Annotated in this window: 23 protein-coding genes and 4 pseudogenes; 14 read left to right on the forward strand and 13 right to left on the reverse strand. The window is 50.2% G+C overall.

Annotation, left to right across the window (positions count from 1 at the left end):
* Nucleotides 1-5 precede the first annotated feature (5 nt).
* Both HPC37_RS06020 and HPC37_RS06025 read left to right on the forward strand, forming a co-directional pair.
* A pseudogene (locus HPC37_RS06020) lies at nucleotides 6-1,423 on the forward strand (LutB/LldF family L-lactate oxidation iron-sulfur protein).
* Between the two features lie 4 nt (nucleotides 1,424-1,427).
* The gene (locus HPC37_RS06025) at nucleotides 1,428-2,129 is read left to right on the forward strand and encodes a LutC/YkgG family protein (protein WP_208122274.1); all 702 of its coding nucleotides are present in this window, start codon (nucleotides 1,428-1,430) and stop codon (nucleotides 2,127-2,129) included.
* Between the two features lie 42 nt (nucleotides 2,130-2,171).
* Here the strand turns inward: HPC37_RS06025 and fabF are convergent, their stop codons facing one another.
* From fabF to yceD, 8 genes are all read right to left on the reverse strand, one after another.
* Nucleotides 2,172-3,410, reverse strand: a complete 1,239-nt coding sequence (gene fabF, locus HPC37_RS06030) for a beta-ketoacyl-ACP synthase II (RefSeq protein ID WP_208122275.1) — start codon at nucleotides 3,408-3,410, stop codon at nucleotides 2,172-2,174.
* A 90-nt stretch (nucleotides 3,411-3,500) separates the two neighbouring features.
* A complete protein-coding gene (acpP, locus tag HPC37_RS06035) occupies nucleotides 3,501-3,731 on the reverse strand; it encodes an acyl carrier protein (RefSeq protein WP_111301362.1) in 231 nt (76 codons plus the stop codon).
* A gap of 218 nt (nucleotides 3,732-3,949) precedes the next feature.
* A complete protein-coding gene (gene fabG / locus HPC37_RS06040; RefSeq protein WP_208122276.1) occupies nucleotides 3,950-4,678 on the reverse strand; it encodes a 3-oxoacyl-ACP reductase FabG in 729 nt (242 codons plus the stop codon).
* A gap of 9 nt (nucleotides 4,679-4,687) precedes the next feature.
* A complete protein-coding gene (gene fabD, locus HPC37_RS06045; protein WP_208122277.1) occupies nucleotides 4,688-5,629 on the reverse strand; it encodes an ACP S-malonyltransferase in 942 nt (313 codons plus the stop codon).
* Nucleotides 5,630-5,665: 36 nt separating this feature from the next.
* Nucleotides 5,666-6,628: a beta-ketoacyl-ACP synthase III gene (locus HPC37_RS06050; protein ID WP_427915959.1), complete on the reverse strand. Its 963-nt coding sequence runs from the start codon at nucleotides 6,626-6,628 to the stop codon at nucleotides 5,666-5,668.
* A gap of 12 nt (nucleotides 6,629-6,640) precedes the next feature.
* Complete coding sequence (gene plsX / locus HPC37_RS06055) at nucleotides 6,641-7,693, reverse strand: phosphate acyltransferase PlsX (protein ID WP_208122279.1); 1,053 nt, start codon at nucleotides 7,691-7,693, stop codon at nucleotides 6,641-6,643.
* 24 nt (nucleotides 7,694-7,717) lie between these two features.
* Nucleotides 7,718-7,888 (reverse strand): 50S ribosomal protein L32, encoded by a 171-nt coding sequence (gene rpmF / locus HPC37_RS06060; protein WP_208118744.1) that lies wholly within the window; start codon nucleotides 7,886-7,888, stop codon nucleotides 7,718-7,720.
* A gap of 16 nt (nucleotides 7,889-7,904) precedes the next feature.
* Complete coding sequence (yceD, locus tag HPC37_RS06065) at nucleotides 7,905-8,429, reverse strand: 23S rRNA accumulation protein YceD (RefSeq protein WP_208122280.1); 525 nt, start codon at nucleotides 8,427-8,429, stop codon at nucleotides 7,905-7,907.
* Between the two features lie 158 nt (nucleotides 8,430-8,587).
* Between yceD and asd the strand changes: the two genes are divergently transcribed.
* The 4 genes from asd to HPC37_RS06085 all read left to right on the forward strand — a co-directional run bounded on the left by asd (nucleotide 8,588) and on the right by HPC37_RS06085 (nucleotide 12,293).
* A complete protein-coding gene (gene asd / locus HPC37_RS06070; protein WP_208122281.1) occupies nucleotides 8,588-9,496 on the forward strand; it encodes an archaetidylserine decarboxylase in 909 nt (302 codons plus the stop codon).
* Nucleotides 9,493-10,122 (forward strand): BamJ family beta-barrel-assembly machinery protein, encoded by a 630-nt coding sequence (bamJ, locus tag HPC37_RS06075; protein ID WP_208122282.1) that lies wholly within the window; start codon nucleotides 9,493-9,495, stop codon nucleotides 10,120-10,122. The genes asd and bamJ overlap by 4 nt, the downstream gene beginning before the upstream one ends.
* Nucleotides 10,123-10,302: 180 nt before the next feature.
* Nucleotides 10,303-11,634: an anaerobic C4-dicarboxylate transporter gene (locus tag HPC37_RS06080; RefSeq protein ID WP_208122283.1), complete on the forward strand. Its 1,332-nt coding sequence runs from the start codon at nucleotides 10,303-10,305 to the stop codon at nucleotides 11,632-11,634.
* A gap of 146 nt (nucleotides 11,635-11,780) precedes the next feature.
* A complete protein-coding gene (locus tag HPC37_RS06085) occupies nucleotides 11,781-12,293 on the forward strand; it encodes a PepSY domain-containing protein (protein ID WP_208122284.1) in 513 nt (170 codons plus the stop codon).
* Nucleotides 12,294-12,339: 46 nt separating this feature from the next.
* On the opposite strand, the gene modD is transcribed toward HPC37_RS06085, so the two are convergent.
* Genes modD through modA form a run of 4 tightly spaced genes read right to left on the reverse strand, consistent with a single transcriptional unit; the run spans nucleotide 12,340 to nucleotide 15,324 of the window.
* Entirely contained in the window at nucleotides 12,340-13,185 is an 846-nt protein-coding gene (gene modD, locus HPC37_RS06090) for a ModD protein (protein WP_208122285.1), read from the reverse strand.
* Entirely contained in the window at nucleotides 13,182-13,814 is a 633-nt protein-coding gene (locus tag HPC37_RS06095; protein WP_208122286.1) for an ABC transporter ATP-binding protein, read from the reverse strand. Before HPC37_RS06095 ends, modD begins: the two co-directional genes overlap by 4 nt.
* The gene (locus tag HPC37_RS06100) at nucleotides 13,811-14,584 is read right to left on the reverse strand and encodes an ABC transporter permease (RefSeq protein WP_208122287.1); all 774 of its coding nucleotides are present in this window, start codon (nucleotides 14,582-14,584) and stop codon (nucleotides 13,811-13,813) included. Before HPC37_RS06100 ends, HPC37_RS06095 begins: the two co-directional genes overlap by 4 nt.
* A complete protein-coding gene (gene modA, locus HPC37_RS06105) occupies nucleotides 14,581-15,324 on the reverse strand; it encodes a molybdate ABC transporter substrate-binding protein (RefSeq protein ID WP_208122288.1) in 744 nt (247 codons plus the stop codon). Before modA ends, HPC37_RS06100 begins: the two co-directional genes overlap by 4 nt.
* Before the next feature lie 162 nt (nucleotides 15,325-15,486).
* Here modA and corC point away from each other — a divergent pair, with 162 nt between their 5' ends.
* The gene (corC, locus tag HPC37_RS06110; RefSeq protein WP_208122289.1) at nucleotides 15,487-16,371 is read left to right on the forward strand and encodes a CNNM family magnesium/cobalt transport protein CorC; all 885 of its coding nucleotides are present in this window, start codon (nucleotides 15,487-15,489) and stop codon (nucleotides 16,369-16,371) included.
* The gene (lnt, locus tag HPC37_RS06115) at nucleotides 16,371-17,924 is read left to right on the forward strand and encodes an apolipoprotein N-acyltransferase (protein ID WP_208122290.1); all 1,554 of its coding nucleotides are present in this window, start codon (nucleotides 16,371-16,373) and stop codon (nucleotides 17,922-17,924) included. The genes corC and lnt overlap by 1 nt, the downstream gene beginning before the upstream one ends.
* An 18-nt stretch (nucleotides 17,925-17,942) precedes the next feature.
* Here lnt and infA read toward each other — a convergent pair whose 3' ends face one another.
* Entirely contained in the window at nucleotides 17,943-18,161 is a 219-nt protein-coding gene (gene infA, locus HPC37_RS06120; RefSeq protein ID WP_208118750.1) for a translation initiation factor IF-1, read from the reverse strand.
* 230 nt (nucleotides 18,162-18,391) lie between these two features.
* Here infA and rffG point away from each other — a divergent pair, with 230 nt between their 5' ends.
* The 6 genes and pseudogenes from rffG to HPC37_RS06150 all read left to right on the forward strand — a co-directional run bounded on the left by rffG (nucleotide 18,392) and on the right by HPC37_RS06150 (nucleotide 23,307).
* Nucleotides 18,392-19,459 carry a dTDP-glucose 4,6-dehydratase gene (gene rffG / locus HPC37_RS06125; protein ID WP_208122291.1) on the forward strand — a complete coding sequence of 356 codons (1,068 nt, stop codon included), beginning with the start codon at nucleotides 18,392-18,394 and terminating at the stop codon, nucleotides 19,457-19,459.
* A 12-nt stretch (nucleotides 19,460-19,471) separates the two neighbouring features.
* Nucleotides 19,472-20,347: a glucose-1-phosphate thymidylyltransferase RfbA gene (rfbA, locus tag HPC37_RS06130; protein ID WP_208122292.1), complete on the forward strand. Its 876-nt coding sequence runs from the start codon at nucleotides 19,472-19,474 to the stop codon at nucleotides 20,345-20,347.
* A gap of 13 nt (nucleotides 20,348-20,360) precedes the next feature.
* Nucleotides 20,361-21,245 (forward strand): dTDP-4-dehydrorhamnose reductase, encoded by an 885-nt coding sequence (gene rfbD, locus HPC37_RS06135; RefSeq protein WP_208122293.1) that lies wholly within the window; start codon nucleotides 20,361-20,363, stop codon nucleotides 21,243-21,245.
* An 8-nt stretch (nucleotides 21,246-21,253) separates the two neighbouring features.
* A pseudogene (gene rfbC, locus HPC37_RS06140) lies at nucleotides 21,254-21,792 on the forward strand (dTDP-4-dehydrorhamnose 3,5-epimerase).
* A 13-nt stretch (nucleotides 21,793-21,805) separates the two neighbouring features.
* A pseudogene (locus HPC37_RS06145) lies at nucleotides 21,806-22,567 on the forward strand (ABC transporter permease).
* 2 nt (nucleotides 22,568-22,569) lie between these two features.
* Nucleotides 22,570-23,307, forward strand: a pseudogene (locus HPC37_RS06150) (ABC transporter ATP-binding protein).
* The last annotated feature ends 418 nt before the right edge of the window (nucleotides 23,308-23,725 follow it).

A 23,725-nucleotide genomic window follows, 5' to 3' on the forward strand; every position in this document is an offset into this window, starting at 1 on the left:
GAAATATGTCGATTCAAACAAGCCAAGTCCCTTTTAAACAGCGCATCGACCAAGAAATTCACAACGACGTGGTGCGCAAAGCGCTGGTGATGGCGCAAGAGCGCATTGGCGCCAACCGCCAAAAAATGGTTGATGAGCTCGGCCACTGGGAAGATTGGCGCGAGCAGGCCAAAGCCATTCGCAACCATGTGTTGGAAAATTTAGATGCCTATCTTTACCAGCTGTCAGAAAGCGTTACCGCCAACGGCGGGCACGTCTATTTTGCCGCCACCGCGCAAGATGCCACCGATTACATCAAAAAAATCGCGCGTGAGAAAAATGCCAAAAAAATCGTCAAATCCAAATCCATGGTGACGGAAGAAATTGGTCTTAATCACGTGCTTGAGCAAGAAGGCATCAAGGTGATTGAAAGCGATTTGGGGGAATACATCCTTCAAATCGCCGGCGACAAACCCTCTCACATTGTGGTGCCCGCAATTCACAAAGACCGCGAGCAAATTCGCCAAGTGTTGCACGACAAGCTCGGCTACACCGGCGCGGCCACGCCAGAGGAGATGACGCTGTTTATCCGCAACACCATCCGCAAAGATTTTCTTGAAGCGGATATTGGCATCAGCGGCTGTAACTTTGCCGTGCCGCAAACCGGCAGCGTGTGCTTGGTCACCAACGAGGGCAACCTGCGCCTAGCCACCACCTTGCCAAAAACGCACATCGCGGTGATGGGCATGGAGCGCATCGCGCCAAGCTTTGAGGCAGTGGATATTTTGATCACCTTGCTGGCACGAAGTGCGGTCGGCGCCAAGCTCACCGCCTACAACACCTGGCTGACAGGCCCTCGGCTGGCGGGGGAAACCACGGGCCAGAGGACTTCCACCTCGTGATTGTGGATAACGGCCGCTCCAAAGCCTTAGGCGGCGAGTTTAACGACATTTTGCGCTGCATCCGCTGCGGTGCTTGCCTTAATACCTGCCCAGCGTACCGCCAAATTGGCGGCCATGGCTACGGCTCGATTTACCCAGGCCCTATCGGCTCGGTGCTGTCTCCTATTTTGGGCGGCTATCAAGAATTTAAAGATTTGCCATACGCCTGCTCGCTGTGTACCGCCTGCAACCAAGTGTGCCCGGTGAAAATCCCGCTGGCGAGTTTGTTATTAAAACATCGCCAAAACATGGTGGACGAAGGCATCGCGCCAACGGTGGAAAAACTCAGCGTCAAGGCCTTCACCTTTGCCAACAGCCACCCAGTGTTGTGGAAAGTGGGCATGAAGGTGGGCGCACAGGTGATGAGCAAAACCATCAAAAACGGCAAAGCGCCGTTTGACATCGGCGCCATTGGCGAGTGGACCAAAGCGCGCGACCTACCTCAGCCTGACGGCGAGAGCTTCCGCAGCTGGTTTAAACAGCATCAAAACAAAAAAGGATAACGCTATGTTAGATTCAGCCAATCGCGACAACTTTTTAAACCACCTGGCCGAGCAGCTCGGCCGGCCAGTGCGCCGTGAGGTGCAAGGGCACTACGCCAAGCTCACCGACGCGCCACAAACGCGCTTAACCGAGCTTGACCCCGAGCAGCTGCTGGCCACCTTTATCCTCAACGCCCAAGCGCTGGAGATTGATTGCACCGCCACCACCGCCGCCGATGTGTGCGCGCATTTGCAGGCGTTGTGCGACAAATATGGCGCGGGTGATGTGATCATCAACGACGATGCGCGCCTGCGTGAGCTTGGCGTGATCACCTGCCTTGAGCAGCATTACACCACCCACATTTGGTCTGAGCAAGAGGCGGTAGAAAACCGCACTTTTGCAGCGGATGCCAACATTGGCGTGGTGTTTGCCGAATATGGCTTGACGGAGTCAGGCGGGATTGTGCTTTTCTCCGACCCGCACTTTGGCCGCTCGGTCAGCTTGTTGCCGCCGGTGTCGATTGTGTTGCTCAAACGCAGCCAAATTTTGCCACGTGTGGCGCAACTGGCTAAAGTCCTTGATGAAAAGGCCGCGCGAGGGGAGCGCATGCCATCGTGCGTCAACATCATTTCAGGGCCGAGTGCCACGGCAGACATTGAGCTGGTGAAAGTGGTTGGGGTGCATGGGCCGGTGAAAAACGTCTATGTGATCATCGACGATCTCTAGCCTAGAGATAAGAAAACCGCACTTTTAAAGTGCGGTTTTTTATTAGATTTTTTTGAAAATCAACGAGCCGTTGGTGCCACCAAAGCCAAAGGAGTTGTTCAACGCATACTCCAAGGTGACTTTGCGTGCTTTGTTGGCTACCAAGTCAAGCTTGACGGCTGGGTCTTGATTTTGCAAATTGATGGTCGGTGGCGCGATTTGATCACGCAGTGCCAAAATGGTGAAGATGGATTCCACTGCGCCTGCGGCACCTAACAGGTGGCCGGTCATGGATTTGGTGGAGCTGACCAAAATCGCCTCTTGATTATCAGCGAAGACAGTGGCCACGGCGGTGGCTTCAGCCACATCCCCAGCTGGCGTTGAGGTGCCGTGGGCGTTGATGTAGCCAATTTGCTCAGGTTTTAATTGCGCATCATTAAGCGCGTTTTGCATCGCCAATGCTGCGCCTGCACCATCGGCTGGTGGGGAGGTCATGTGATAACCGTCACCACTCATGCCAAAGCCAACCAGTTCAGCGTAGATTTTCGCGCCACGGGCTTTGGCGTGTTCGTATTCTTCCAACACCACCACGCCAGCGCCATCACCGAGGACAAAACCATCGCGGTCAACATCCCACGGGCGGCTGGCTTGTTGCGGCGCGTCGTTGCGGGTAGATAATGCCCGCGCCGCGCCGAAGCCGGCAATGCCCAGAGCTGTGCTGGCTTTTTCAGCGCCGCCGGCGAGCATGGCATCCGCATCGCCATAGGCAATCATGCGCGCGGCATGGCCAATATTGTGCACGCCTGAGGTGCAGGCGGTGGCGATGGTGATATTCGGGCCGTGGAGTTTGTAGTGGATAGACAAGTGGCCAGCCACCATATTCACGATGGTTGATGGCACAAAAAATGGGCTCACTTTGCGCGCGCCACCTTTGAGCAGGGCGTTGTGGTTTTCTTCAATCAGCCCCAAGCCGCCAATGCCAGAGCCGATAGCCACACCAATGCGATTGGCGTTAGCTTCAGTGACTTCAAGGCCCGCGTCTTCCATCGCTTGCATGCCAGCGGCAATGCCGTATTGGATAAACAAGTCCATTTTTTTCGCGTCTTTGCGCGAGATGTATTGCTCAGCGTTGAAGTCTTTGACTTGTGCTGCAAAGGTGGTGGTGTAATTGGTGGTATCAAAATTCTCGAGGGTGTTCACGCCACTTTTGCCGGCTAAAATGTTGTCCCAAGTTGAATTTACGTCATTACCCAAAGGGGTGATCATCCCTAATCCAGTAACAACGACACGACGTTTTGACATAGTGTAGGCTCCGAGGGGAGTTGATGAATCGTTGGCAATGTTGGATAAAATTTAGGCGGTATAAAAACCGCCCTTGTCATGTGCAACAGATTATTGGTTGTTTTGAACGTAATCGATTGCAGATTGAACTGTTGTAATTTTTTCTGCTTCTTCATCTGGAATTTCGATATCGAATTCTTCTTCTAAAGCCATTACAAGTTCAACGGTGTCAAGAGAGTCCGCGCCCAAATCTTCAACGAATGAAGCTTCAGGTTTCACTTCTTCTTCTTTAACGCCTAATTGCTCAACAATGATTTTTTTTACGCGTTCTTCAATGCTCATTTTAAGTTTCCTATATTTTAATCGCCATCAGCGAGTAGATAAAAATCGTATGATAGTGTGTAACAAGTCAAACTTGCAGGGCATCCATTGTGCACTACATACTATGCAAATTTGGTTATCGGCTCAACGCGTTATAACCAAAATCGATACCGTGTTGAATTTTACCATTATCAAAGTGCGGTTGTCATCTTTTTCTTAAAGCGCCACCGCACTTTGGGTTAGCTCATGTATAAGCCACCGTTGACGTGCAACGTGGTGCCCGTGATGTAGCCGGCCTCGTCGCTGGCCAAAAACGCCACCGCATTGGCAATGTCGGCCGCCTCACCCAAGCGCCCCGCGGGCACGTTGGCTAAAATGCCTTGTTTTTGCTCATCGGTTAAGGCGTCGGTCATGTCGGTGGCGATAAAGCCTGGCGCGACCACATTCACGGTGATGCCACGGCTGGCCACTTCATGGGCGAGGGATTTCGAAAAGCCAATTACGCCTGCTTTGGCGGCGCAATAATTCGCCTGGCCTGGGTTGCCCATTGAGCCGACCACCGAGCCGATGTTGATGATGCGGCCAAAGCGTTTTTTCATCATTGGGCGCAATACGGCTTTGCTCAAGTGGAAAATGGAATTGAGGTTGGTGGTGATGATATCGTTCCACTCTTCGTCTTTCATGCGCATCATCAAGTTGTCGCGTGTGATGCCCGCGTTGTTAACGAGAATATCAATCTCGCCGAGCGCACTTTTAATTTCTGCCAGCAATGCCTCGATGGAGGCAACGTCGGCCACGTTCACCACCATGCCGCGGCCGTGTTCGCCCAAGTAATCTGAAATGGCTTGTGCGCCTTTTTCACTGGTGGCGGTGCCCACCACTGTGCAGCCGCGCGCGGCCAGCGCTTGTGCGATGGCTTTGCCGATGCCACGGCTGGCGCCGGTGACTAATGCGATTTTTCCTTGCATGATTGCTCCTTATTCCGCTAACACGCCGGCGGCTGCGTCAAGGGAGTTGACGTCGTTGACCGCGCAGGCGTCTAATGATTTGTTAATGCGTTTGGCAAGGCCTGTCAGCACTTTGCCTGGGCCCATTTCAACCAACACAGCCACACCTTGTGAGGCCATTTTTTCCACGCTTTCGCTCCAGCGCACAGGGCTGTAGAGTTGGCGCACAAGGGCGCTTCGGATATCGTCCGCGCTGGTTTGTTGTTTCACATCCACATTGTTGATAACAGGCACTTGAGGGGCTTTGAAGCTGATGGAATCGAGCGCCACGGCCAGTTGGTCGGCGGCTGGTTTCATCAAAGCACAGTGGGATGGCACGCTCACCGCCAGTGGCAGTGCGCGTTTGGCGCCAGCGTCTTTGCACAACTGCGCAGCACGCTCAACCGCACTTTTGGCGCCGGCAATCACCACTTGCCCTGGTGAGTTAAAGTTGACGGCGGAAACCACCTCACCTTCGGCGGCTTTTTCACAGCAGTCAATAATGGTTTGATCATCAAGGCCGATGATGGCATACATCGCGCCAGTGCCTTGTGGCACGGCTTTTTGCATCAGGCGCCCACGCAGCTCAACGAGTTTGATCGCGTCTTGAAAATCAATCACGCCCGCGCACACCAGGGCGGAAAATTCGCCCAAGCTGTGGCCGGCCATCACGGCAGGTTTGAGATCAGGGTATTTTTCTTGCCACACGCGATACACCGCCACGCTGGCGGCCAATAGCGCTGGCTGAGTGCGCCAGGTTTGGTTTAATTCTTCCGCTTGGCCACTTTGCACCAGTGCCCACAAATCGTAGCCCAGCACGTCGCTGGCTTGTTTGAAGGTGTCTTCCACCACGTTATAGTGGCTGGCCAATTCGCCAAGCATGCCGATGGCTTGTGAGCCTTGGCCTGGGAAAACCATAGCAAATGTTTTCATTTTTGTTCCTCGTTGTCTTTAAAACATAAAGTGCGGTTAAAACCGCACTAATACTGAACCCCATGTCAACCCGCCGCCAAAGGCCTCCATCAGCACCAATTGGCCACGTTGAATGCGCCCGTCGCGCACCGCTTCGTCGAGCGCACTCGGAATGCTGCCGGCTGAGGTATTGCCGTGGCGGTCAAGGGTGACAACCACCTGCGACATGTCCATGTCGAGCTTTTTGGCCGTGGCGCTGATGATGCGCAAATTGGCTTGATGAGGCACCAGCCAATCAATGTCGTGTTTTTCAAGGTTGTTTTGTTGCAAGGTTTCTTCCACCACGTTGGCCAGCTGGCGCACCGCGATTTTAAAGGTTTCGTTACCTTGCATATGCAAAAATTCAGGCGATGGCTCCTCACGGCTGCGGGTGGCTTGCTTAAGAGTCAAAATCTCGCTTTGGGTTGGGTCGCTGTGCAAATGAGTTGAGATAATGCCTGGCTCTTCGCTGGCGCTCAGCAGCACGGCGCCGGCACCATCACCGAATAAAATCACGGTGCCGCGGTCTTGCTCGTCCAACGCGCGAGAGAAAAGATCGGCGCCAATCACCAGCGCGTGTTTCACTTTGCCGGTGCGGATAAATTGGTCCGCCACGCTTAAGGCATAAACAAAGCCCGAGCAGGCGGCGGCTAAATCAAAGGCGATAGCATCTTTAATGCCAAGCTCCAGCTGCACCGAGCAGGCCGCACTTGGAAAGGCGTGCTGATTGCTGGTGGTGGCAACTAAAATCAGGTCAACATCTTGTGCATTGAGCCGAGCCATCTCAAGGCAGTTGCGCGCGGCCTGGCTTGCCATGGTGACCACGGTTTCGTCGGCTGCCGCGATACGGCGCTCACGGATGCCAGTGCGGGTGACAATCCACTCATCGGAGGTGTCAACCATCTTTTCTAAGTCCGCATTGGTTCGTTTATGCGATGGCAAGTAGCTGCCAGTTGCTAAAATTTTACTAAACATACGCATCCTAAGATGTTGTTATGCCTGCTCTTCACGCGCGGGTGTGGCACAGCTGAGCTCAAGGCCTTGCTGAATTTGTTGCACAATGTTTGACCGCACTTGCCATTTTGCCTGTTCGATGGCGTGCAAAAAGGCCCGTTGATTGGCGCTGCCGTGGCTTTTCACCACCACCGCGGTGAGCCCGAGCAACGAGGCGCCGTTGTAAAGATCAGGGTTGAATTGTTTAAATTGCGGCAAGTAGCGAGAAAGCGCCCACTTCCCGAGTTTTTTTAATCCTTTTTTTATCACAGATGGGGAGTGATTGCCACTTTTGAATAAGGAAAGAATATTTTTTGCGCTGCCTTCAAGGGTTTTCAGCGCGATGTTGCCGGCAAAGCCGTCGGCGACAATCACATCGGCCACGCCATTGAGCAGCAAATTGCCCTCAATGTAGCCGACATAATTGAGCTGCGTGGTTTGGTGAATGAGCGCGGCCGCCTCGCGAATATTTTTCAAGCCTTTGAGCTCTTCAATCCCGATGTTGAGCAGCGCCACGCGTGGGTAGACCAGCTGGAGCTGGTTTTCGGCATAAATCGCACCCATTTGCGCAAATTGCGTTAGCACCTGCGCCGAGCAATCAATGTTGGCACCAAGGTCAAGCATCACGCTTTGTTTGCCCTCAATGGTCGGGATAACCGAAATCAACGCCGGGCGAATGATCCCAGGCAGCGGCTGCAAAATCACCTTTGCCAGCCCCATCAGCACCGCGGTGTCGCCAGCGCTAACACACGCCATGGCTTTGCCATCACGCACCGCTTCAATCGCCAAGCGCATGGAGCTGCCTTTGGAACGGCGCAGTGCCATTGAAAGGCCTTGATCGTTTTTCACCACGCGATCGCAATGATAAAGGGTGATACGCTGCTTGAGCTCAGCTGAGCAGTGGTCAAAAAAAGGGGTGATTTGTTGGCTGTCGCCGAATAAAAGAAGGCTAAGCGTTGGATCACTTTCCAATGCTTGCAGGGCTGCAGGGCAGGTAACACGGGGACCAAAGTCCCCGCCCATCATATCTAACGCGAGGGTTAGACGAGTCAATTGCGTGCCTTAAAGAATCAATAATTATTTATTGATCACTTTACGACCACGGTAGTAACCGTCAGCAGTGACGTGATGACGCAAATGGGTTTCACCTGTTTCTTTATCAATTGAAACAGCTGCAGTGGTTAAGGCATCATGTGAACGACGCATGTCACGACGTGCGCGAGATTTTTTGTTTTGTTGAACAGCCATTGGCTATACTCCTAAATTACTTATGCTTTTTTAAATTAGCTAATACAGCGAACGGGTTTGGTTTTTCCGCATCGGCGGGCAATTCGCCAAAAACCTGTTCAGCCACGGACACTTCACAGTGTTCTAGGTTATGCTTTGGAACAAGTGGTAGTGCAAGGATTAACTCATCTTCCACCACGTCGAGCAAATCTACTTCCCCAAATTCGTTGATCTCAAGGGGTTCGTAGTACTCAGGTAGTTTATCTGCCTGATCCTGATTTGACACCGGCGAGTATTGAAATTCACTCTCCAGCGCCACTTGAAAAGGTTTTCCACAACGTTGACAAATCAGCTCAACCTCAACCTTTGCCGCACCTTTAATCACAACCAAGCGCTGCGGGTCAATGTCAAACGTGATTGTCGCTTGTGCATCACTTAACACGCGATGAACACTGCTTGCCAAGCGCGCAAGTTGAGTTGGCGCATAGTAGCCAGTGTAGTCCAATCGCCGTTGTGCAGCTTTGATTGGATCGACAGTCAGGGGAAGTTTAACCTTTTGCATAGGGAGCGCATATTAACCGCACAGCGCAAAATAGTCAAAGATTTTTTGTCAAAATTCACACACAGGGAATAAAAAAGGCAAAGTGCGGTTTGCCACGCCTTGGGCTTGAAATGGCAAAATTCACCCCCATATTCTCCCTATCTGCTTGATTAACGGAGATGCCGATGACTTATTTTGACCGTGTGAAAATTGCTTTTCATTACCTGCTCCCGCAATTGCCGCTCACCCGCTTAGCGGGCTGGTTTGCGCAAAAAGAGTGGGGCGCGCTCACCCATGGGGTGATCAAGCTCTTTAGCTGGAAGTATAACATCAACTGGCACGAGGCGGAAAAGCCAAACCCGACAGATTACGCCAGCTTTAATGACTTTTTTATCCGCAAGCTCAACGCCGACGCGCGCCCAATCGACCAGCGCGATGTGGCGGTGTTCCCCGCCGATGGGCATATCAGTGAGCTTGGCGCAATTGAGCGCGGGCAGCTGCTGCAAGCCAAAGGGCACTATTTTTCCCTTGCTGACTTGCTGGCCGGCGATGAAAGTGCGGTTGCAGATTTTGAACAAGGGCAGTTTGCCACCGTTTATCTCTCACCGCGGGATTACCACCGTGTACACATGCCTGTGGCTGGCACCTTGCGCAAAATGACCTATGTGCCGGGCATGCTGTTTTCCGTCAACCCATTTTTAGGCGAGCACATCCCGAATTTGTTTGCGCGCAATGAGCGGGTGATTTGCCAGTTTGACACCAAATTTGGCCCGATGGTGCAAATTTTGGTGGGCGCGACCATCACCGCCAGCATGAGCACCACTTGGGCGGGGGTGATCAACCCACCGCGCACAGCTCAGGTGCAAAGTTGGGATTACCCAAGCGAGGGCGAAGGCGCAATCCGCCTTGAAAAAGGTGAAGAAATGGGCGCATTTCGCTTAGGCTCAACGGTGATCACGCTATTTGCTAAAGACGCCGTGGATTTATTACCGCACTTTGCCGCGGGCAGCGCAGTGCAAATGGGGCAAGCGATGAGTGCGCCGAAAACAACCGATTCAACTAACGACAACCAAAAGGACACACTATGACCGATTTTTTCAACAACGTGAAACTCGACACAACAGAACAACAAGGCAGCTACGGCATTGGGCTGCAAATTGGCCAACAGCTGTTGCAAAGCCAACTGAGCGTGAATGTTGAAGCCGTGGCAAAAGGCATTTTTGACGTACTTAACCAAAACCCGCCAGCGGCCGACCTCAACGCCGTGGGCCAAGCGCTGCACCAAATGGAGCAAGTGGCGCGTGAACGCCAACAAGCGCAATTTAAAGAAATTGAAGCCGCGGGCAAAGCCTTTTTAGAGGAAAACAAACAAGCCGACGGCGTGAAAGTGACCGACAGCGGCTTGCAATACCAAGTGTTAACTGAAGACAACGGCAAAGTGCCAAGCGCGAGTGACACTGTGCGCGTGCACTACACCGGCAGCCTGCCAGATGGGACCGTGTTTGACAGCTCCGTGCAACGCGGCCAGCCGGCTGAATTCCCGGTCAATGGCGTGATCAAAGGCTGGACAGAAGCGTTGACCATGATGCCAGTGGGCTCAAAATGGCGCTTGGTGATCCCACACGAGCTGGCCTACGGCGAGCGCGGCGCGGGCAATGCCATCCCGCCATTTAGCACCTTGGTATTTGAAGTGGAGCTGCTTGACGTGCTCTAACCGCACTTTGATGTTCAAAAAGCAAAATGAGTTGGATCATTTTGCTTTTTTTATGCGAAAAAGAAAATATGCGTTAAATCAAATTTTCGTGAATTACCACTTGCCAGCTACCTTAAATTGAGTACGATCGCCTCAAGATTATTCCATCTGACCATTTTTTCAAATCATTAAGGGACCACTATGTTATATCTTGAGTTTTTATTCTTGCTGGTGATGCTCTACACTGGCAGCCGCTTTGGCGGCATTGGGCTTGGCGTGGTGTCAGGCATTGGCTTGGTGATCGAAGTGTTCATCTTGCGCATGCCGCCAACTTCACCGCCGATCAACGTGATGTTAATTATCATTGCGGTGGTCACCTGCGCCTCGATTCTTGAAGCGGCAGGCGGCTTGAAATACATGCTGCAAATTGCAGAGCGCATTTTGCGCAGCAACCCAAAACGCGTGACCATTCTCGGCCCATTGGTGACCTACACCATGACATTGATGCTCGGCACAGGCCATGCGGTTTACACCATCATGCCAATCATTGGTGATGTGGCGTTGAAAAACAACATCCGCCCAGAGCGCCCAATGGCGGCGGCGTCTGTTTCCTCACAATTGGGGATCACTGGCAGCCCAATTTCGGCCGCGGTGGTGTATTACCTCGGCCAAGTGGTGAAAGTGCCAGGCTTTGAGCACATCACCTTGGTGACGATTGTGGCCGTGACCATTCCTGCCACCTTGCTCGGCACCATCGCGCTGTCGCTCTACAGCCTGCGCCGCGGCAAAGAGCTGCAAGACGACCCAGAATATCAACGTCGCTTGCAAGATCCAGTGTGGCGTGAGCGCATTGCCAACACCACCAGCACCACGCTTAACGAGCAGCTGCCAGACTCTGCCCGCAACGCCGTGTTGCTGTTTATCCTCGCGTTGGTCTCCATCGTGATTGTGGCGGTGATGCCTGAAATCCGCACCTTGGGCGATGCTGAAAAACCGGTTTCCATGACCCTTATCATCCAAATGATGATGCTCGCTTTTGGGGGTATTATCATGATCGCCACCAAAACTCACCCACAAAATGTGCCTAACGGCGTGGTGTTTAAATCGGGCATGGTGGCCGCAATTGCGATTTTCGGGATTGCGTGGATGAGTGATACTTACTTTAGCTACGCGATGCCATCGTTCAAAGCCGGTGTGACCGAAATGGTAGAATCCTACCCATGGACATTCGCCTTCGCGCTGTTTGCTGTGTCTGTTGTGATCAACAGCCAAGCGGCCACCGCGCGGATGATGCTGCCAGTGGGCCTAGCCATCGGCTTGCCTGTGCCGCTGTTGATCGGCTTGATGCCAGCAACCTACGGATACTTCTTTATCCCGAACTATCCGTCAGACATCGCCACCATCAACTTTGATGTCACCGGCACCACCAAAATCGGCAAATTCTACTTCAACCACAGCTTTATGGCGCCAGGTTTGGTCGGCGTGGTTGTGGCGTGCTTGGTGGGTTATACCATCGCTTACGCTATTATTTAAGCGAAATGTCCAGAGAAAAGTGCGGTCGTCAGGCCGCCTTTTTTTACCCTGAACTAATAATTACAACAATTCTCATTTACTTTTGTGTGGGTTTTTTCTAGAATAGCGATCCTTTCATTTCGTTATAATCACAAAAGGTAATTTCCATGAGTAAAAACACTCGCCAGTGGATGCGCACGCTGCATCGCTACGCTGGCTTTTCTATGCTGTTTGTTATGCTGCTTTATGGCGTCACGGGCATCATTTTAGGCTACCGCGACACCGACATTTTCCGCCACGAGGTGCACTTTGTGCAAACCCTTGAACCGCACTTAGATGCCGAAGCGCTGGGCAAAGCGGTGAAAATCAAAAACCTCAAAATTGAGCGCCAGCAAGGTGATGTGGCCTATTTCAAACAAGGCAGCTACAACGTGGCCACAGGCGAGGCGGATTACAAAGATATGCGCTACCCACGCATTTTAGATGAGCTGATTAACCTGCACAAAGCCAACTCAAAATACGCCTACTCGCCACTGAATATCTTTTTCGCGATTGCGTTGATCTTTTTTGTCATCAGTTCGATTTGGATGATCCCAACCGGCCACAAGGGGCGCAAAATCAGCATTGGCTTGATTGCCTTTAGCTTGATTTTGGTCACCGTGGTGGTGCTAACCGACTAACCCACCGCACCTTGATTGACCGCACTTTACTCAAAGTGCGGTTTTTTTAGGCCTTTTCAATGGTGACTTTAATATCTTCAGGTGCGGCGTAATAGGGCGCGGAGCTGATAAAAAGCCGCACGCCCGCGCGGGCAAATTCGGCGATGTTGTCGCGCTTCACGCCGCCGGCGAGCGAGAGTTGCACCGCACTTTGGCTCTTGGCGCACAGTGAAAGTGCGGTTTCCACCTCTGTTAGGGAGAATTTATCCATTTGGATGATATCAGGCGCGGCCTTGAGCATCGCCTCAAGCTGCGGCAAATCGTCGGCTTCAAGGGTGATTTTGTGCTCAGGGTTGTGCGCGCGCAGGTGCTGCACCATCGCGGTGTAATCCTCAGGGGCAGGGCACAGGGCGCGGTGATTTTTGAACACCAAAATAGTTTCACTCACGCCTTGGCGGTGAATGTGCCCGCCGCCGGCGAGCACCGCGGCGGTGGCGAGCTTGCGGGTGTAAGGGATCGATTTGCGCGTGCAGGCGAGCACGCAATCTGGGCTGACGGCGCGGGCTTGGGCGAGCATCTCGGCGGTGTATTGCGCCACGCCGCAGCTCCACTCCAGCACCAATTGCGCCACCTTCCAGCCGTGGTGGAGCTTGTCCGCCTCGCCGTAGACTTCAATCAACACGGCACCGGCATCCACGTCTTCACCGTCGTTGGCCAAGCAAATGGGCTTAAGCCCCAAGCGCTTAAGCAAAGCGCAGGCCACCGCGACACCAGCCACGCGACCGCACTTTTTGCGTTGAAATTGCATCCGCGCGGGTTGTGTGCTCAAGCCCAGTGCGCGGGTGGTTAAATCCCCGCGGTAGGCGTCTTCAAGGAGTAAAGCGTCAAGTTCTTGGGCGGAAAAATAGATCATAAAGCGTGCTCCACAAGGTGTCCGTTGTTAATTTCAAGCCGCAGCGTGCAGAGAATCTCCGCCTCGCGCAGCTCGTGGGTGACCAGCAAGGTGGTGATGCGATGCGCGCGTTGGTAGCGCACAAACAGCTGCCAAATGTGCTCCCGCGTGGCCCAATCCAGGGCAGAGAAGGGCTCGTCGAGCAGCAACAGCTGCGGCTTGCCAATCAGCGCCCGCGCCAGCGCCACCCGCTGCTGCTCACCGCCTGAGAGCATTTTCGGCAGGCGGTCTTTGAGGTGGGTGATCGCCATCTCGTCGAGCAGCGCCATCGCGCTCGCGCGTTTGTCAACCGCACTTTGCTTGACATTATGCAGCGCCAGCAGCAAATTCTGCGTCACCGTCAAATGCGGGAAGAGGTAAAGATGCTGGTTGAGATAACGGCACTGGCGCGCCCACACAGGCAATGGCGCTTGGTCTTGCCCGTTGAGGGTGATGGTGCCGGAATAGGGCATGAGGCCGGCGATAGCGTTGAGCAGCGTGCTTTTGCCCGAGCCTGAGGGCCCGACCACCGCCACATTGGTGTTGGGTGCCACCTCAAAGTTGACATCGCGCAAAATGCCGCAATGCAGGTGTTGGATGCGCAGTGTCATTGTCGCCCTCCAATCAAACGCACGGCAAACAGCAGCACCAACCCAATCAGCAGCAGCCACAGCGCGGCGCCAATGGCCAGCTCAAAATCGCCGCTGGAAATGTTGAGATACACCGCCATCGGCAGGGTTTCGGTTTTAAAGCGTGTGGCGCCAGCGAGCATCAACGTGGCACCAAATTCGCCAATGGCGCGCGACCACGCCAAAATCGCGCCGCACAGCAGCGGCTTCCAGCACATTGGCAGCTCAATTTTCAACAGCGTTTGCCACGGCGTTAACCCAAGGTTGAAGGCCGTTTGGCGAAAGCCGTGGTCGAGCGTGGCAAAGGCGCCGCGCGCATTGCGCAGCATAATCGCGCTGGCCACATAGGTTTGCGCCACCACAATCCCCAGCGGGGAGAAGATCACCTCACTGAGCAGCGGCACCCAGTGGCCTAAAATCCCTTGCGAGTTGAACAGCAACAACAGCCCCAAGCCCGTCACCAGTGGCGGCAGCACCATCGGCAAATCGAGCAGAGTGTCGAGCACGCGGGCAAAGGGCAACCGCACTTGGCTCATCAGCCAGGCCGACGGCACGGCAATCACCACCGCCAAGCACAACGAGAGCAACGAGGTGCCCAGCGACATGCAAAGGGCAAAGTGCATCTCTTTATCAGTCAAACTCTGCCAGAGAAACTCGCCATTAAGCTGCGCCAACAGTGCGGCAATCGAGCCGAGCACCACCACCAGCAGCGTGAGCAGTGGCAGCAGTGCGAGCCTTAACGACCAGCTCATTTGCCCTCAAGTGGCAAAAATCCTTTCGCTTCAAACTCACCACGGCCAGCTTTGGAGGTGAAGGCCTCAAACAGCGCTTTGGCTTCTTTCGGGTGCTTGCTGGTGGCCAGTTCGGCAAGGGTGACTTGCTCTTCACCAATGCCTTTTGGCGTTGGGATGATGTCGAGTTTTTGCTTGGCTTTGAACGCACCTGCGCGGCCAACCACGGCGGCGTCTACGTCACCGTTGAGTAAATAGAGCATCAATTGCTTCACGGTGCCGGCGCGCACCACTACTTTTTGCTCAAGTTTGTCACCCACGCCTGAGGCGGCAAACATCGCTTCAGCCCCTTTGCCGAGCGCCATCGCTTTTGGGTCACCAATGCCGATGCGCAAATTGCTGTTGGCTAAATCTTCAAGGGAGTGAATGCCCTCGGCTTTGTCTTTGCGCACTGCCATCACCGGGATGTGCAACACCAGCGCTTCCCGCTGTGCCACCGCGCCTTTTGGCAGGTTGTCAACATAGCTGCCTGCGCCTGAGAGGAACAAATCCCCTTGGTTGGTGGCTTTAAAGCGTGCCAAAATTTGGCCCGAGCCGCCGTATTCCACATTCACGGTGTTGCCGGTATCTTGCTCAAATTTTTTCACAATCGGCTCGACCGCATCTTTCAAGCCTGCGCCAGAATAGAGGTGCAGCTCGGCGGCCATGGTGGAGGTGGCAAAAAGTGCGGTTGATAGCATAACGAAACGTGATAACTTCATATTTTCTCCTTATTTAAACGTTATGGGAGAGATTATATAACGAATGGCGGAAAATCGCGAACCGCACTTTGGCTTTTGCGAGCGTGCTCACAATCCATTGCAGTGCTAGCACAAGGCGCGAAAATGTGCTACTTTTGACAAAAATGCCAACGAGAACACATCATGAGTGACGATCAAACCCAAGATGCCCAAGAGCCGAGTAAAAAGGGCTTTTTTGGTGCGCTGTTTAGCCGAATTTTCCAAGGGGAAGTGAAAAACCGCAACGAGCTGGTGGAGGTGATCCGCGACTCGGAGCAAAATGAGCTGATCGACCAAGACACCCGCGAGATGATTGAAGGGGTGATGGAGATTGCCGAGCTGCGCGTGCGCGACATTATGATCCCGCGCGCGCAAATTGTGTTTATCAACAAAGAGCAAAGCCTTGATGAATGTTTAGACATCATTATTGAATCCGCCCACTCACGCTTTCCGGTGGTGAGTGATGAGCGCGACAACGTTGAGGGCCTGCTGCTGGCGAAAGATTTGCTGCCGTTTTCTCGCTCCACGGCGGCGGAGTTTGACATGCAATCGATCCTCCGCCCAGCGGTGATTGTGCCTGAGAGCAAGCGGGTAGATCGCATGCTTAAAGAGTTCCGCGCCGAGCGCTTTCACATGGCGATTGTGGTGGACGAATTTGGTGCTATTTCAGGGCTGGTGACCATCGAAGATATTCTCGAGCAAATTGTGGGCGACATTGAAGACGAATTTGACGAGCAAGGCGCGGAAGACATCCGCCAGCTCTCGCGCCACACCTTCTCCGTGCGGGCGCTGACCGACATTGAAGATTTCAACGCGCGCTTTAACACCCATTTTGAAGCCGAAGACGTCGACACCATCGGCGGGGTGATTATGCAAGCCTTTGGCTACCTGCCGCACCGCGATGAAGAAATTGAGCTTGAAGGCTTGCTGTTTAAAGTCTCCGCCGCCGACAGCCGCAAAATTATCCAACTGCGGGTGCGCGTGCCTGATGAACTGATCGAAAACGAAGGCGAGCAGGCACAAGACTAATGGGCACACTGTTCAACAATCTGGCCGCGCTTGCCCTCGGCGGCGTGGGCGTGCTGGCGTTTTCTCCGTTTGATTATTGGCCGCTGGCGTTTGTCAGCACCGTGGGTTTGCTCTATTTTGCCACCCACCACACGCGCAAAACCGCACTTTGGGGCAGCTTTTGTTGGGGCTTTGGCTTTTTCGCCTTTGGTGTGAGCTGGATTCACGTCAGCATTCACCTCTTCGGCGGCGTGCCGCTGGCCTTGAGCTACCTCGCGGTGGCGCTGCTGACAGCCTACCTCGCCCTTTATCCGCTGCTGTTTAGCTACATTATTCAACGTTTTAAAATTAAAAGTGCGGTCGCCATCGCCATTGTTTGGACAATCACTGAATTTTTACGCGGCTGGGTGATGACAGGCTTCCCGTGGTTGCAGCTGGGGTATTCCCAAATCGATAGCCCTTTTGGCGCCATTGCGCCACTGTTGGGCGTGCAGGGCGTCACCTTTTTCATGCTATGGGCATGTGGGCAAGTGCTCACATGCTGCCAGCCGCGCGAAGCACAGCCGCTCGGCGTGCGCCTGACCGCACTTTTCACCCTTATCGTGGTGGCAACGGGCGCGGGGCTGTTGAATTCTGCGCAGTTTAAACAGGCGAAAACGCAAAGCGCAGCGCAAACCATCACCTTGGTGCAGGGCAACATCGCCCAAAGCCTGAAGTGGGACCCAGACTACGCGCAAAAAACGCTGGCCATCTACCAAGATTTGATCCAACCGCACTTGGGCAAAAGTGATGTGATTATTTTGCCTGAAGCAGCCATCCCCGTGGTGGAAAACCGCGTGCAGGGGCTCTTGCGCAACTGGCAACAAGCTGCGCGCACCCACGGCAGCGAGCTGATTGTTGGCACCGTGTATGCCGATAGCGACAAGCAGCGTTTTTACAACTCGATTATCACCCTTGGCAACCCGACCGCACTTTATCAAAATGCGGAAAGTGCGGTGCGCTACAACAAGCACCACCTCGTGCCTTTTGGGGAATATGTGCCGCTTGAGGCCATTTTGCGCCCGCTGGGCACGATGTTTGATTTGCCGATGTCGAACTTCACCCAAGGCGAGTTTTTACAACCCGCGCTGCAAACGCAAAAAAGCCGCATGAGCGCGGCCATTTGTTATGAAATTGTGCTCGGCCATCAGCTGCAACAAAACCTCGCCCACAGCCCGAGCGATTATATTTTAACGCTCTCAAACGACGCTTGGTTTGGCGACACCATCGGCCCGTGGCAGCACTTGCAAATGGCGCGCATGCGCGCGCTTGAAAACGGCAAAGCCGTGATCCGCGCCACCAATAATGGTATCACCGCGTTCATCAACCCACGCGGGCAAATCACCGCGCAAGCGCCGCAATTTCACGCCACTACACTCACCGCCACACTCACGCCCGAGAGCGTGATCACGCCTTACAGCGTGTTTGGCGACAAGTTGCTTTATGGCTTAGCGCTCGTGTTGGGGCTGTTTAACCTCGCAGGGCGCGCCTTGCAGCGGAAAATCCGCCAAATGGCGCACCAACAAAAAAGCTAGCGCAAGGCTAGCTTTTGCTTAACGGCTGCGGAATACAATCCGCCCTTTGCTTAAGTCATACGGGGTCAGCTCAACGGTGACCTTATCGCCGGTTAAAATGCGGATGTAGTTTTTGCGCATTTTGCCTGAAATGTGCGCCGTGACCACGTGGCCGTTTTCCAACTCCACGCGAAACATCGTGTTTGGCAAGGTCTCCAAAATGGTGCCTTGCATTTCAATACTGTCTTCTTTTGCCATAGTTCCTCTAATTTTACACAACTTTGCTCATGGATTGATATTTATCAACCCAAAGATTTAAAAACGCTCTATTATAGCGAGAAGAATGATGTTCTAAAAGTTTTTTGTATAATTTTGAAGAATATCACATACTTTGCTTGCTTGCTTGCTTGCTTGCTTGCTTGCTTGCTTGCTTGAGTATTTGCGTCTATAATCGCCAAGTTAACATTTAAGTGCGAAGCAGGTTGTATATGAAAAAAATTCTCATAACAGGTGGTGCGGGGTTTATTGGCTCGGCGGTGGTGCGGCATGTGATTGAACACACTCAAGATGCGGTGGTGAATGTCGACAAGCTGACCTACGCGGGCAACCTTGAATCGTTGGCAGCGGTCGCGGGCAATGCGCGCTATGCCTTTGAGCAGGTTGACATTTGCGATCGCCACGCGCTTGATCGTGTGTTTGCCGAGCATCAGCCCGATTGTGTGATGCACCTGGCGGCGGAAAGCCATGTTGACCGCTCGATTGATGGGCCAGCGGCATTTATTGAAACTAATATTGTCGGCACCTACACGCTGCTCGAGGCCAGCCGTGCCTATTGGCAAAATTTGGAGCAGGATCGCAAAGTGCGGTTTCGGTTTCACCACATCTCCACCGATGAGGTCTATGGTGATTTAGAAGGCACAACCGCACTTTTCACTGAAACCACGCCTTATGCGCCAAGCAGCCCGTATTCTGCCTCCAAGGCCTCGAGTGATCACCTCGTGCGCGCGTGGCACCGCACGTTTGGCCTGCCAACGCTGGTGACTAACTGCTCAAACAATTACGGGCCTTTCCACTTCCCTGAAAAATTGATCCCGCTGATGATTTTAAATGCCCTTGAGGGCAAGCCACTGCCGGTTTATGGCGATGGCGCGCAAATTCGTGATTGGCTGTTTGTTGAAGATCACGCCCGCGCGCTTTACACCGTGGTCACACAGGGCAAAGTGGGGGAAACCTACAACATCGGCGGGCATAACGAAAAAACTAACCTCACGGTGGTGCAAACCATCTGCCAACTGCTCGAAGAGCTCGCGCCAAACAAGCCGAAAGGCGTGGCGCAATACCGTGATTTGATCACCTTTGTGAAAGACCGCCCTGGGCATGATTTGCGCTATGCCATTGATGCCAGCAAAATCGCGCGCGAGCTCGGCTGGCAGCCGCAAGAAACCTTTGAAAGCGGCATTCGCAAAACAGTGCAGTGGTATCTCGACAACCCGACATGGTGGCAACGCGTGCAAGACGGCTCTTATAGCCGCGAGCGCCTTGGCACAGGGCAATAACAAGGAGCGCGTATGAAAGGCATTATTCTCGCAGGCGGCTCTGGCACTCGCCTTTACCCCATCACCCGCGGTGTGTCGAAGCAGCTGCTGCCAGTTTACGACAAACCGATGATTTATTACCCCCTCTCGGTGCTGATGCTCTCCGGCATCCGCGAGATTTTGATCATCACCACCCCTGAAGACAACGACAGCTTCAAGCGCCTGCTCGGCGATGGCAGCGATTTTGGCATTCAGCTCAGTTATGCCGTGCAGCCAAAGCCAGAGGGGCTGGCGCAGGCGTTTATCATCGGTGAGCAATTCCTCGCAGGCGACAGCTGCTGCTTGGTGCTGGGCGACAACATCTTTTTCGGTCAATCATTCACGCCATTGCTGCACAAAGCCGTCAACCGCAAAGCGGGTGCTACCGTGTTTGCCTATCAAGTGAAAGACCCCGAGCGCTTTGGCGTGGTGGATTTTGATGAAAACTATAAAGTGCGGTCAATTGAAGAAAAACCCGAAAAGCCAAAATCCAACTGGGCGGTGACGGGGCTTTATTTTTACGACAACCGCGTGGTGGAATTTGCCAAAAAGGTGAAGCCTTCTGCGCGCGGTGAGTTGGAAATCACCTCAATTAACCAGATGTATCTCGATGCCGGCGCGCTGAACGTGCAACTGCTGGGCCGCGGCTTTGCGTGGCTGGATACGGGCACGCACGAGAGCTTAAACGAGGCCGCCTCGTTTGTACACACCATTCAAAACGTGCAAGGCCTGCAAGTTGCTTGCCTTGAAGAAATCGCATTTAAAAATGGTTGGCTGAGTGCTGAGTGTATTTTAATACAAGCAAAAAATATGTGTAAAAATTCTTATGGACAGTATTTGATTAATTTTATCAACAACTATCAGTTATAGGTTAGATGTAATTGTGGCAAAAATTTTAATTACAGGTAGTAAAGGACAAGTAGGAACTTGTCTTTGTGAGCGGTTGAATGGGCAAGCAACTATTCTTGCGGTTGATCGTAGTGAGCTTGATATCACAGAGCGGAATTCTGTACTAGCTATTGTTGATTCATTTAATCCTGATATCATTATTAATGCAGCGGCATATACAGCTGTTGATAAAGCTGAAATTGAGCAGGAAATAGCAGAGAAAATAAATAGGGACGGACCAAGAAATTTAGCCGAAGCAGCTGAACTTAGAAATGTTCCATTACTACATATATCAACAGATTATGTTTTCGATGGGAAAACAGCGGATATTTATACGGAAGAGTCTCAAGTTAATCCTCAAAGTGTCTATGGCCGTACTAAACTAGCTGGGGAGTTAGCTTCATTTGAAAAATGTAGTAAAGTTATAATATTAAGAACCGCTTGGGTTTTCAGTGAGCACGGAAATAATTTTGTTAAAACTATGCTACGGTTGGCATCTCAAAATGAAACATTAAAAGTTGTAGGTGATCAGTGCGGTGGACCAACTTATGCCGGAGATATTGCAGATGCGCTGATAAAAATTTCTAATTTAATCGTCAACAAGCAGCATGTTGAATACGGCATTTATAATTTTACAGGTAAACCATATGTTAGCTGGTATGAATTTGCACAGGCAATCATAGAGGATGGTTTCTCTGAAGGAATTTTATCTAAAAAACCGATAATACAAAAGATAAAAACTACAGAGTATCCTACATTGGCAGTAAGACCACTTAATTCTCGTTTAGAGCTAAATAAAATTTATAGAAATTTTGAGATTGAGCCAAGTAATTGGAATAAATCATTGAAATATGTAATTAGAAAAATCAAACAACTTTAGAGTTATATATGAAGATAATTGATACAAAAATTCCAGATGTTAAAGTGTTAGAGCCAGTAGTTTTTGGTGATCAGCGAGGATTTTTCATGGAAACTTTTCGTGATGAATGGTTCAAAAAAATGTCTGTAATAGGGTATTTGTTCAAGAAAATCATTCGAAATCAACAAAAGGCGTACTTCGGGGCTTGCACTACCAAAGTCAAAACACACAAGGAAAACTTGTTCGTGTCATTAGTGGAGTTGTTTTTGATGTGGCTGTTGATATGCGCAAAAAATCAAAGACTTTCGGGCAATGGGTTGGAGAATTACTATCTGCTGAAAATAAAAGACAATTATGGATTCCAGAGGGATTTGCTCATGGGTTTTACGTGATAAGTGATGAGGCAGAGTTTGTGTATAAATGCACTGATTACTACAATCCGAGTGCTGAACATTCTCTAGCATGGAATGATCCAGTAGTTAATATTGAATGGCCTCTAAATGGCATTCCATTATTATCTTCTAAGGATCTATCTGGTAAATTACTTAAAGATGCATATACTTTTTAAAAGGAATGAGATCATGAAAGCTCTTCTAGAATATAAAGAGCTTCTTCGACAACTGGTTTTGAAGGATATAAAACTAAAGTATCGTAGAAGTTATCTAGGTTATATATGGAGTATTCTTAATCCTCTATTAATGATGACAGTTCTTGTTATCGTTTTTCAAATTTGTTTCGGTTTGATATTCCGAATTTTGCAGTTTACCTATTAACGGGACAGGTTATTTTGGTTTCTTTCTGAATCAACATCAATGGCAGTTAGTTCAATAACTGGAAACTCAATGCTATTAAAAAAAACATATGTGCCAAAATATATCTTTACATTGTCAAAAGTAAGTAGCTCATTAGTTAACTTACTTTTTTCATTAATAGCACTTGCATTAGTAATGATAATTACACAAGTTGAACCTACTTGGAATATATTATTTTTCCAATTGTTATCATAGAGGTTTATTTTTTTCTCTAGGTATTAGCCTATTTCTAGCTGCGTTTGCTGTTTTCTTTAGAGATGTGCAGTATCTATGGGGTGTTTTTCTTTCTGTTTGGATGTATTTAAGTCCTATAATCTATCCTATTTCAATCATTCCAGAAAATATCGATGGTATTATGATAATTTAAATCCGATGAATATTTATATTACCCAGTTTAGAGACGTGGTTTTAAATGGAACTTTTTTTGATACAATTCTGTTATTACAAGGAATAGGATATGCATTTATTGCATTGGCAATAGGAATCTATACCTTTTTACGGAAACAAGATAATTTTATTTTATATATTTAACTATGAATGATGTAATAATTGATATTAAAAATGCCTATGTAAGATTCAACAAATCTACAGAAAATATTAATGGGTTAAAAGAATATGTTATTAAATTCTTGAAAGGCCAGTTGTTATTTCAAGAATTTTTTTGCTCTGCAAGATATTAATTTGACAATCAGGAAAGGAGAGTCTTGGGGATTGATCGGGCATAATGGCTCTGGTAAATCTACTTTACTTAAACTTATTACAGGTATCATTAAGCCATACACGGGTACTGTTGATGTTAGAGGTGTTATTTCTCCACTTATAGAACTTGGTGCAGGATTTGATGGTGAATTAACAGCAAGAGAAAATATCTATTTAAATGGAGCTTTAATAGGGTACAGTAAAAAATTTATAGACGAATATTTCGACGAAATTGTTGATTTTGCAGAGGTGAGAGAGTTTCTTGATTCTCCGATTAAAAATTTCTCATCAGGAATGTCCGCAAGACTAGGATTTTCAATAGCAACAATCAAAAAGCCTGATATTTTGATTGTGGATGAAGTTCTTGCAGTTGGAGATTTTAAATTTCAAAATAAATGCAAAAAAAGATCGAAAGTCTTCTTTCTGGTGGAACAACACTATTGTTTGTTTCTCATTCCTTAGAACAAGTAAAAGAATTATGTACGTGTTCTCTACTTTTAGATAATGGTCAATTGAGATTTTCTGGAAAAACAGAATGTGTAATAGATAAGTATTATAATGATAGCCAATAGAGTAATATTTAGGTTATAATAAAATGAAGAATAGATTTAATAAAACCAATCTGGTTATTGAAAATAAATACCTCAGAAGTAAGATCTCTATGATAGAAAAAGATCTTTATTTACTAAAAAAGAGTCTGATCTAATTAAAAATTCTTTTATGGTGTTGTAAATTCAAGAACCTGGAAAAGTACTTTTCCTATTAGGAAAACTGTTGATTATATTAAATTACTCTACTGTAGGATTATAAGATTACATAATTACATTGCAGTTGTTGGTGGATATAAATAGCCTTTATTAAGTCTTATTATAAGATGAAAGACTTAGGCCTTAAAAAAGGCATGAAATTTATAAAGTTAAAGTTGATCAACAATACTGTAACAGAGAATACTGAAAAGATTATTTTTATGTGAATGAAATTGATTTGTAT

The sequence above is a fragment of the Spirabiliibacterium mucosae genome, from assembly GCF_014884965.1.
GTDB classification, from domain to species: domain Bacteria; phylum Pseudomonadota; class Gammaproteobacteria; order Enterobacterales; family Pasteurellaceae; genus Spirabiliibacterium; species Spirabiliibacterium mucosae.

Bases quoted from the DNA above. Each gene is read 5' to 3' on its own strand.
- rfbA (WP_208122292.1), top strand. From the start codon at position 19,472: ATGAAAGGCATTATTCTCGCAGGCGGCTCTGGCACTCGCCTTTACCCC.
- fabF (WP_208122275.1), bottom strand. From the start codon at position 3,410: ATGTCAAAACGTCGTGTCGTTGTTACTGGATTAGGGATGATCACCCCT.
- HPC37_RS06100 (WP_208122287.1), bottom strand. From the start codon at position 14,584: ATGAGCTGGTCGTTAAGGCTCGCACTGCTGCCACTGCTCACGCTGCTG.
- HPC37_RS06080 (WP_208122283.1), top strand. From the start codon at position 10,303: ATGTTATATCTTGAGTTTTTATTCTTGCTGGTGATGCTCTACACTGGC.
- lnt (WP_208122290.1), top strand. From the start codon at position 16,371: ATGGGCACACTGTTCAACAATCTGGCCGCGCTTGCCCTCGGCGGCGTG.
- corC (WP_208122289.1), top strand. From the start codon at position 15,487: ATGAGTGACGATCAAACCCAAGATGCCCAAGAGCCGAGTAAAAAGGGC.
- bamJ (WP_208122282.1), top strand. From the start codon at position 9,493: ATGACCGATTTTTTCAACAACGTGAAACTCGACACAACAGAACAACAA.
- fabD (WP_208122277.1), bottom strand. From the start codon at position 5,629: ATGAAAACATTTGCTATGGTTTTCCCAGGCCAAGGCTCACAAGCCATC.
- infA (WP_208118750.1), bottom strand. From the start codon at position 18,161: ATGGCAAAAGAAGACAGTATTGAAATGCAAGGCACCATTTTGGAGACC.
- yceD (WP_208122280.1), bottom strand. From the start codon at position 8,429: ATGCAAAAGGTTAAACTTCCCCTGACTGTCGATCCAATCAAAGCTGCA.
- rffG (WP_208122291.1), top strand. From the start codon at position 18,392: ATGAAAAAAATTCTCATAACAGGTGGTGCGGGGTTTATTGGCTCGGCG.
- modA (WP_208122288.1), bottom strand. From the start codon at position 15,324: ATGAAGTTATCACGTTTCGTTATGCTATCAACCGCACTTTTTGCCACC.
- rpmF (WP_208118744.1), bottom strand. From the start codon at position 7,888: ATGGCTGTTCAACAAAACAAAAAATCTCGCGCACGTCGTGACATGCGT.
- HPC37_RS06025 (WP_208122274.1), top strand. From the start codon at position 1,428: ATGTTAGATTCAGCCAATCGCGACAACTTTTTAAACCACCTGGCCGAG.
- modD (WP_208122285.1), bottom strand. From the start codon at position 13,185: ATGATCTATTTTTCCGCCCAAGAACTTGACGCTTTACTCCTTGAAGAC.
- HPC37_RS06085 (WP_208122284.1), top strand. From the start codon at position 11,781: ATGAGTAAAAACACTCGCCAGTGGATGCGCACGCTGCATCGCTACGCT.
- HPC37_RS06050 (WP_427915959.1), bottom strand. From the start codon at position 6,628: ATGCGTATGTTTAGTAAAATTTTAGCAACTGGCAGCTACTTGCCATCG.
- HPC37_RS06095 (WP_208122286.1), bottom strand. From the start codon at position 13,814: ATGACACTGCGCATCCAACACCTGCATTGCGGCATTTTGCGCGATGTC.
- acpP (WP_111301362.1), bottom strand. From the start codon at position 3,731: ATGAGCATTGAAGAACGCGTAAAAAAAATCATTGTTGAGCAATTAGGC.
- fabG (WP_208122276.1), bottom strand. From the start codon at position 4,678: ATGCAAGGAAAAATCGCATTAGTCACCGGCGCCAGCCGTGGCATCGGC.
- asd (WP_208122281.1), top strand. From the start codon at position 8,588: ATGCCGATGACTTATTTTGACCGTGTGAAAATTGCTTTTCATTACCTG.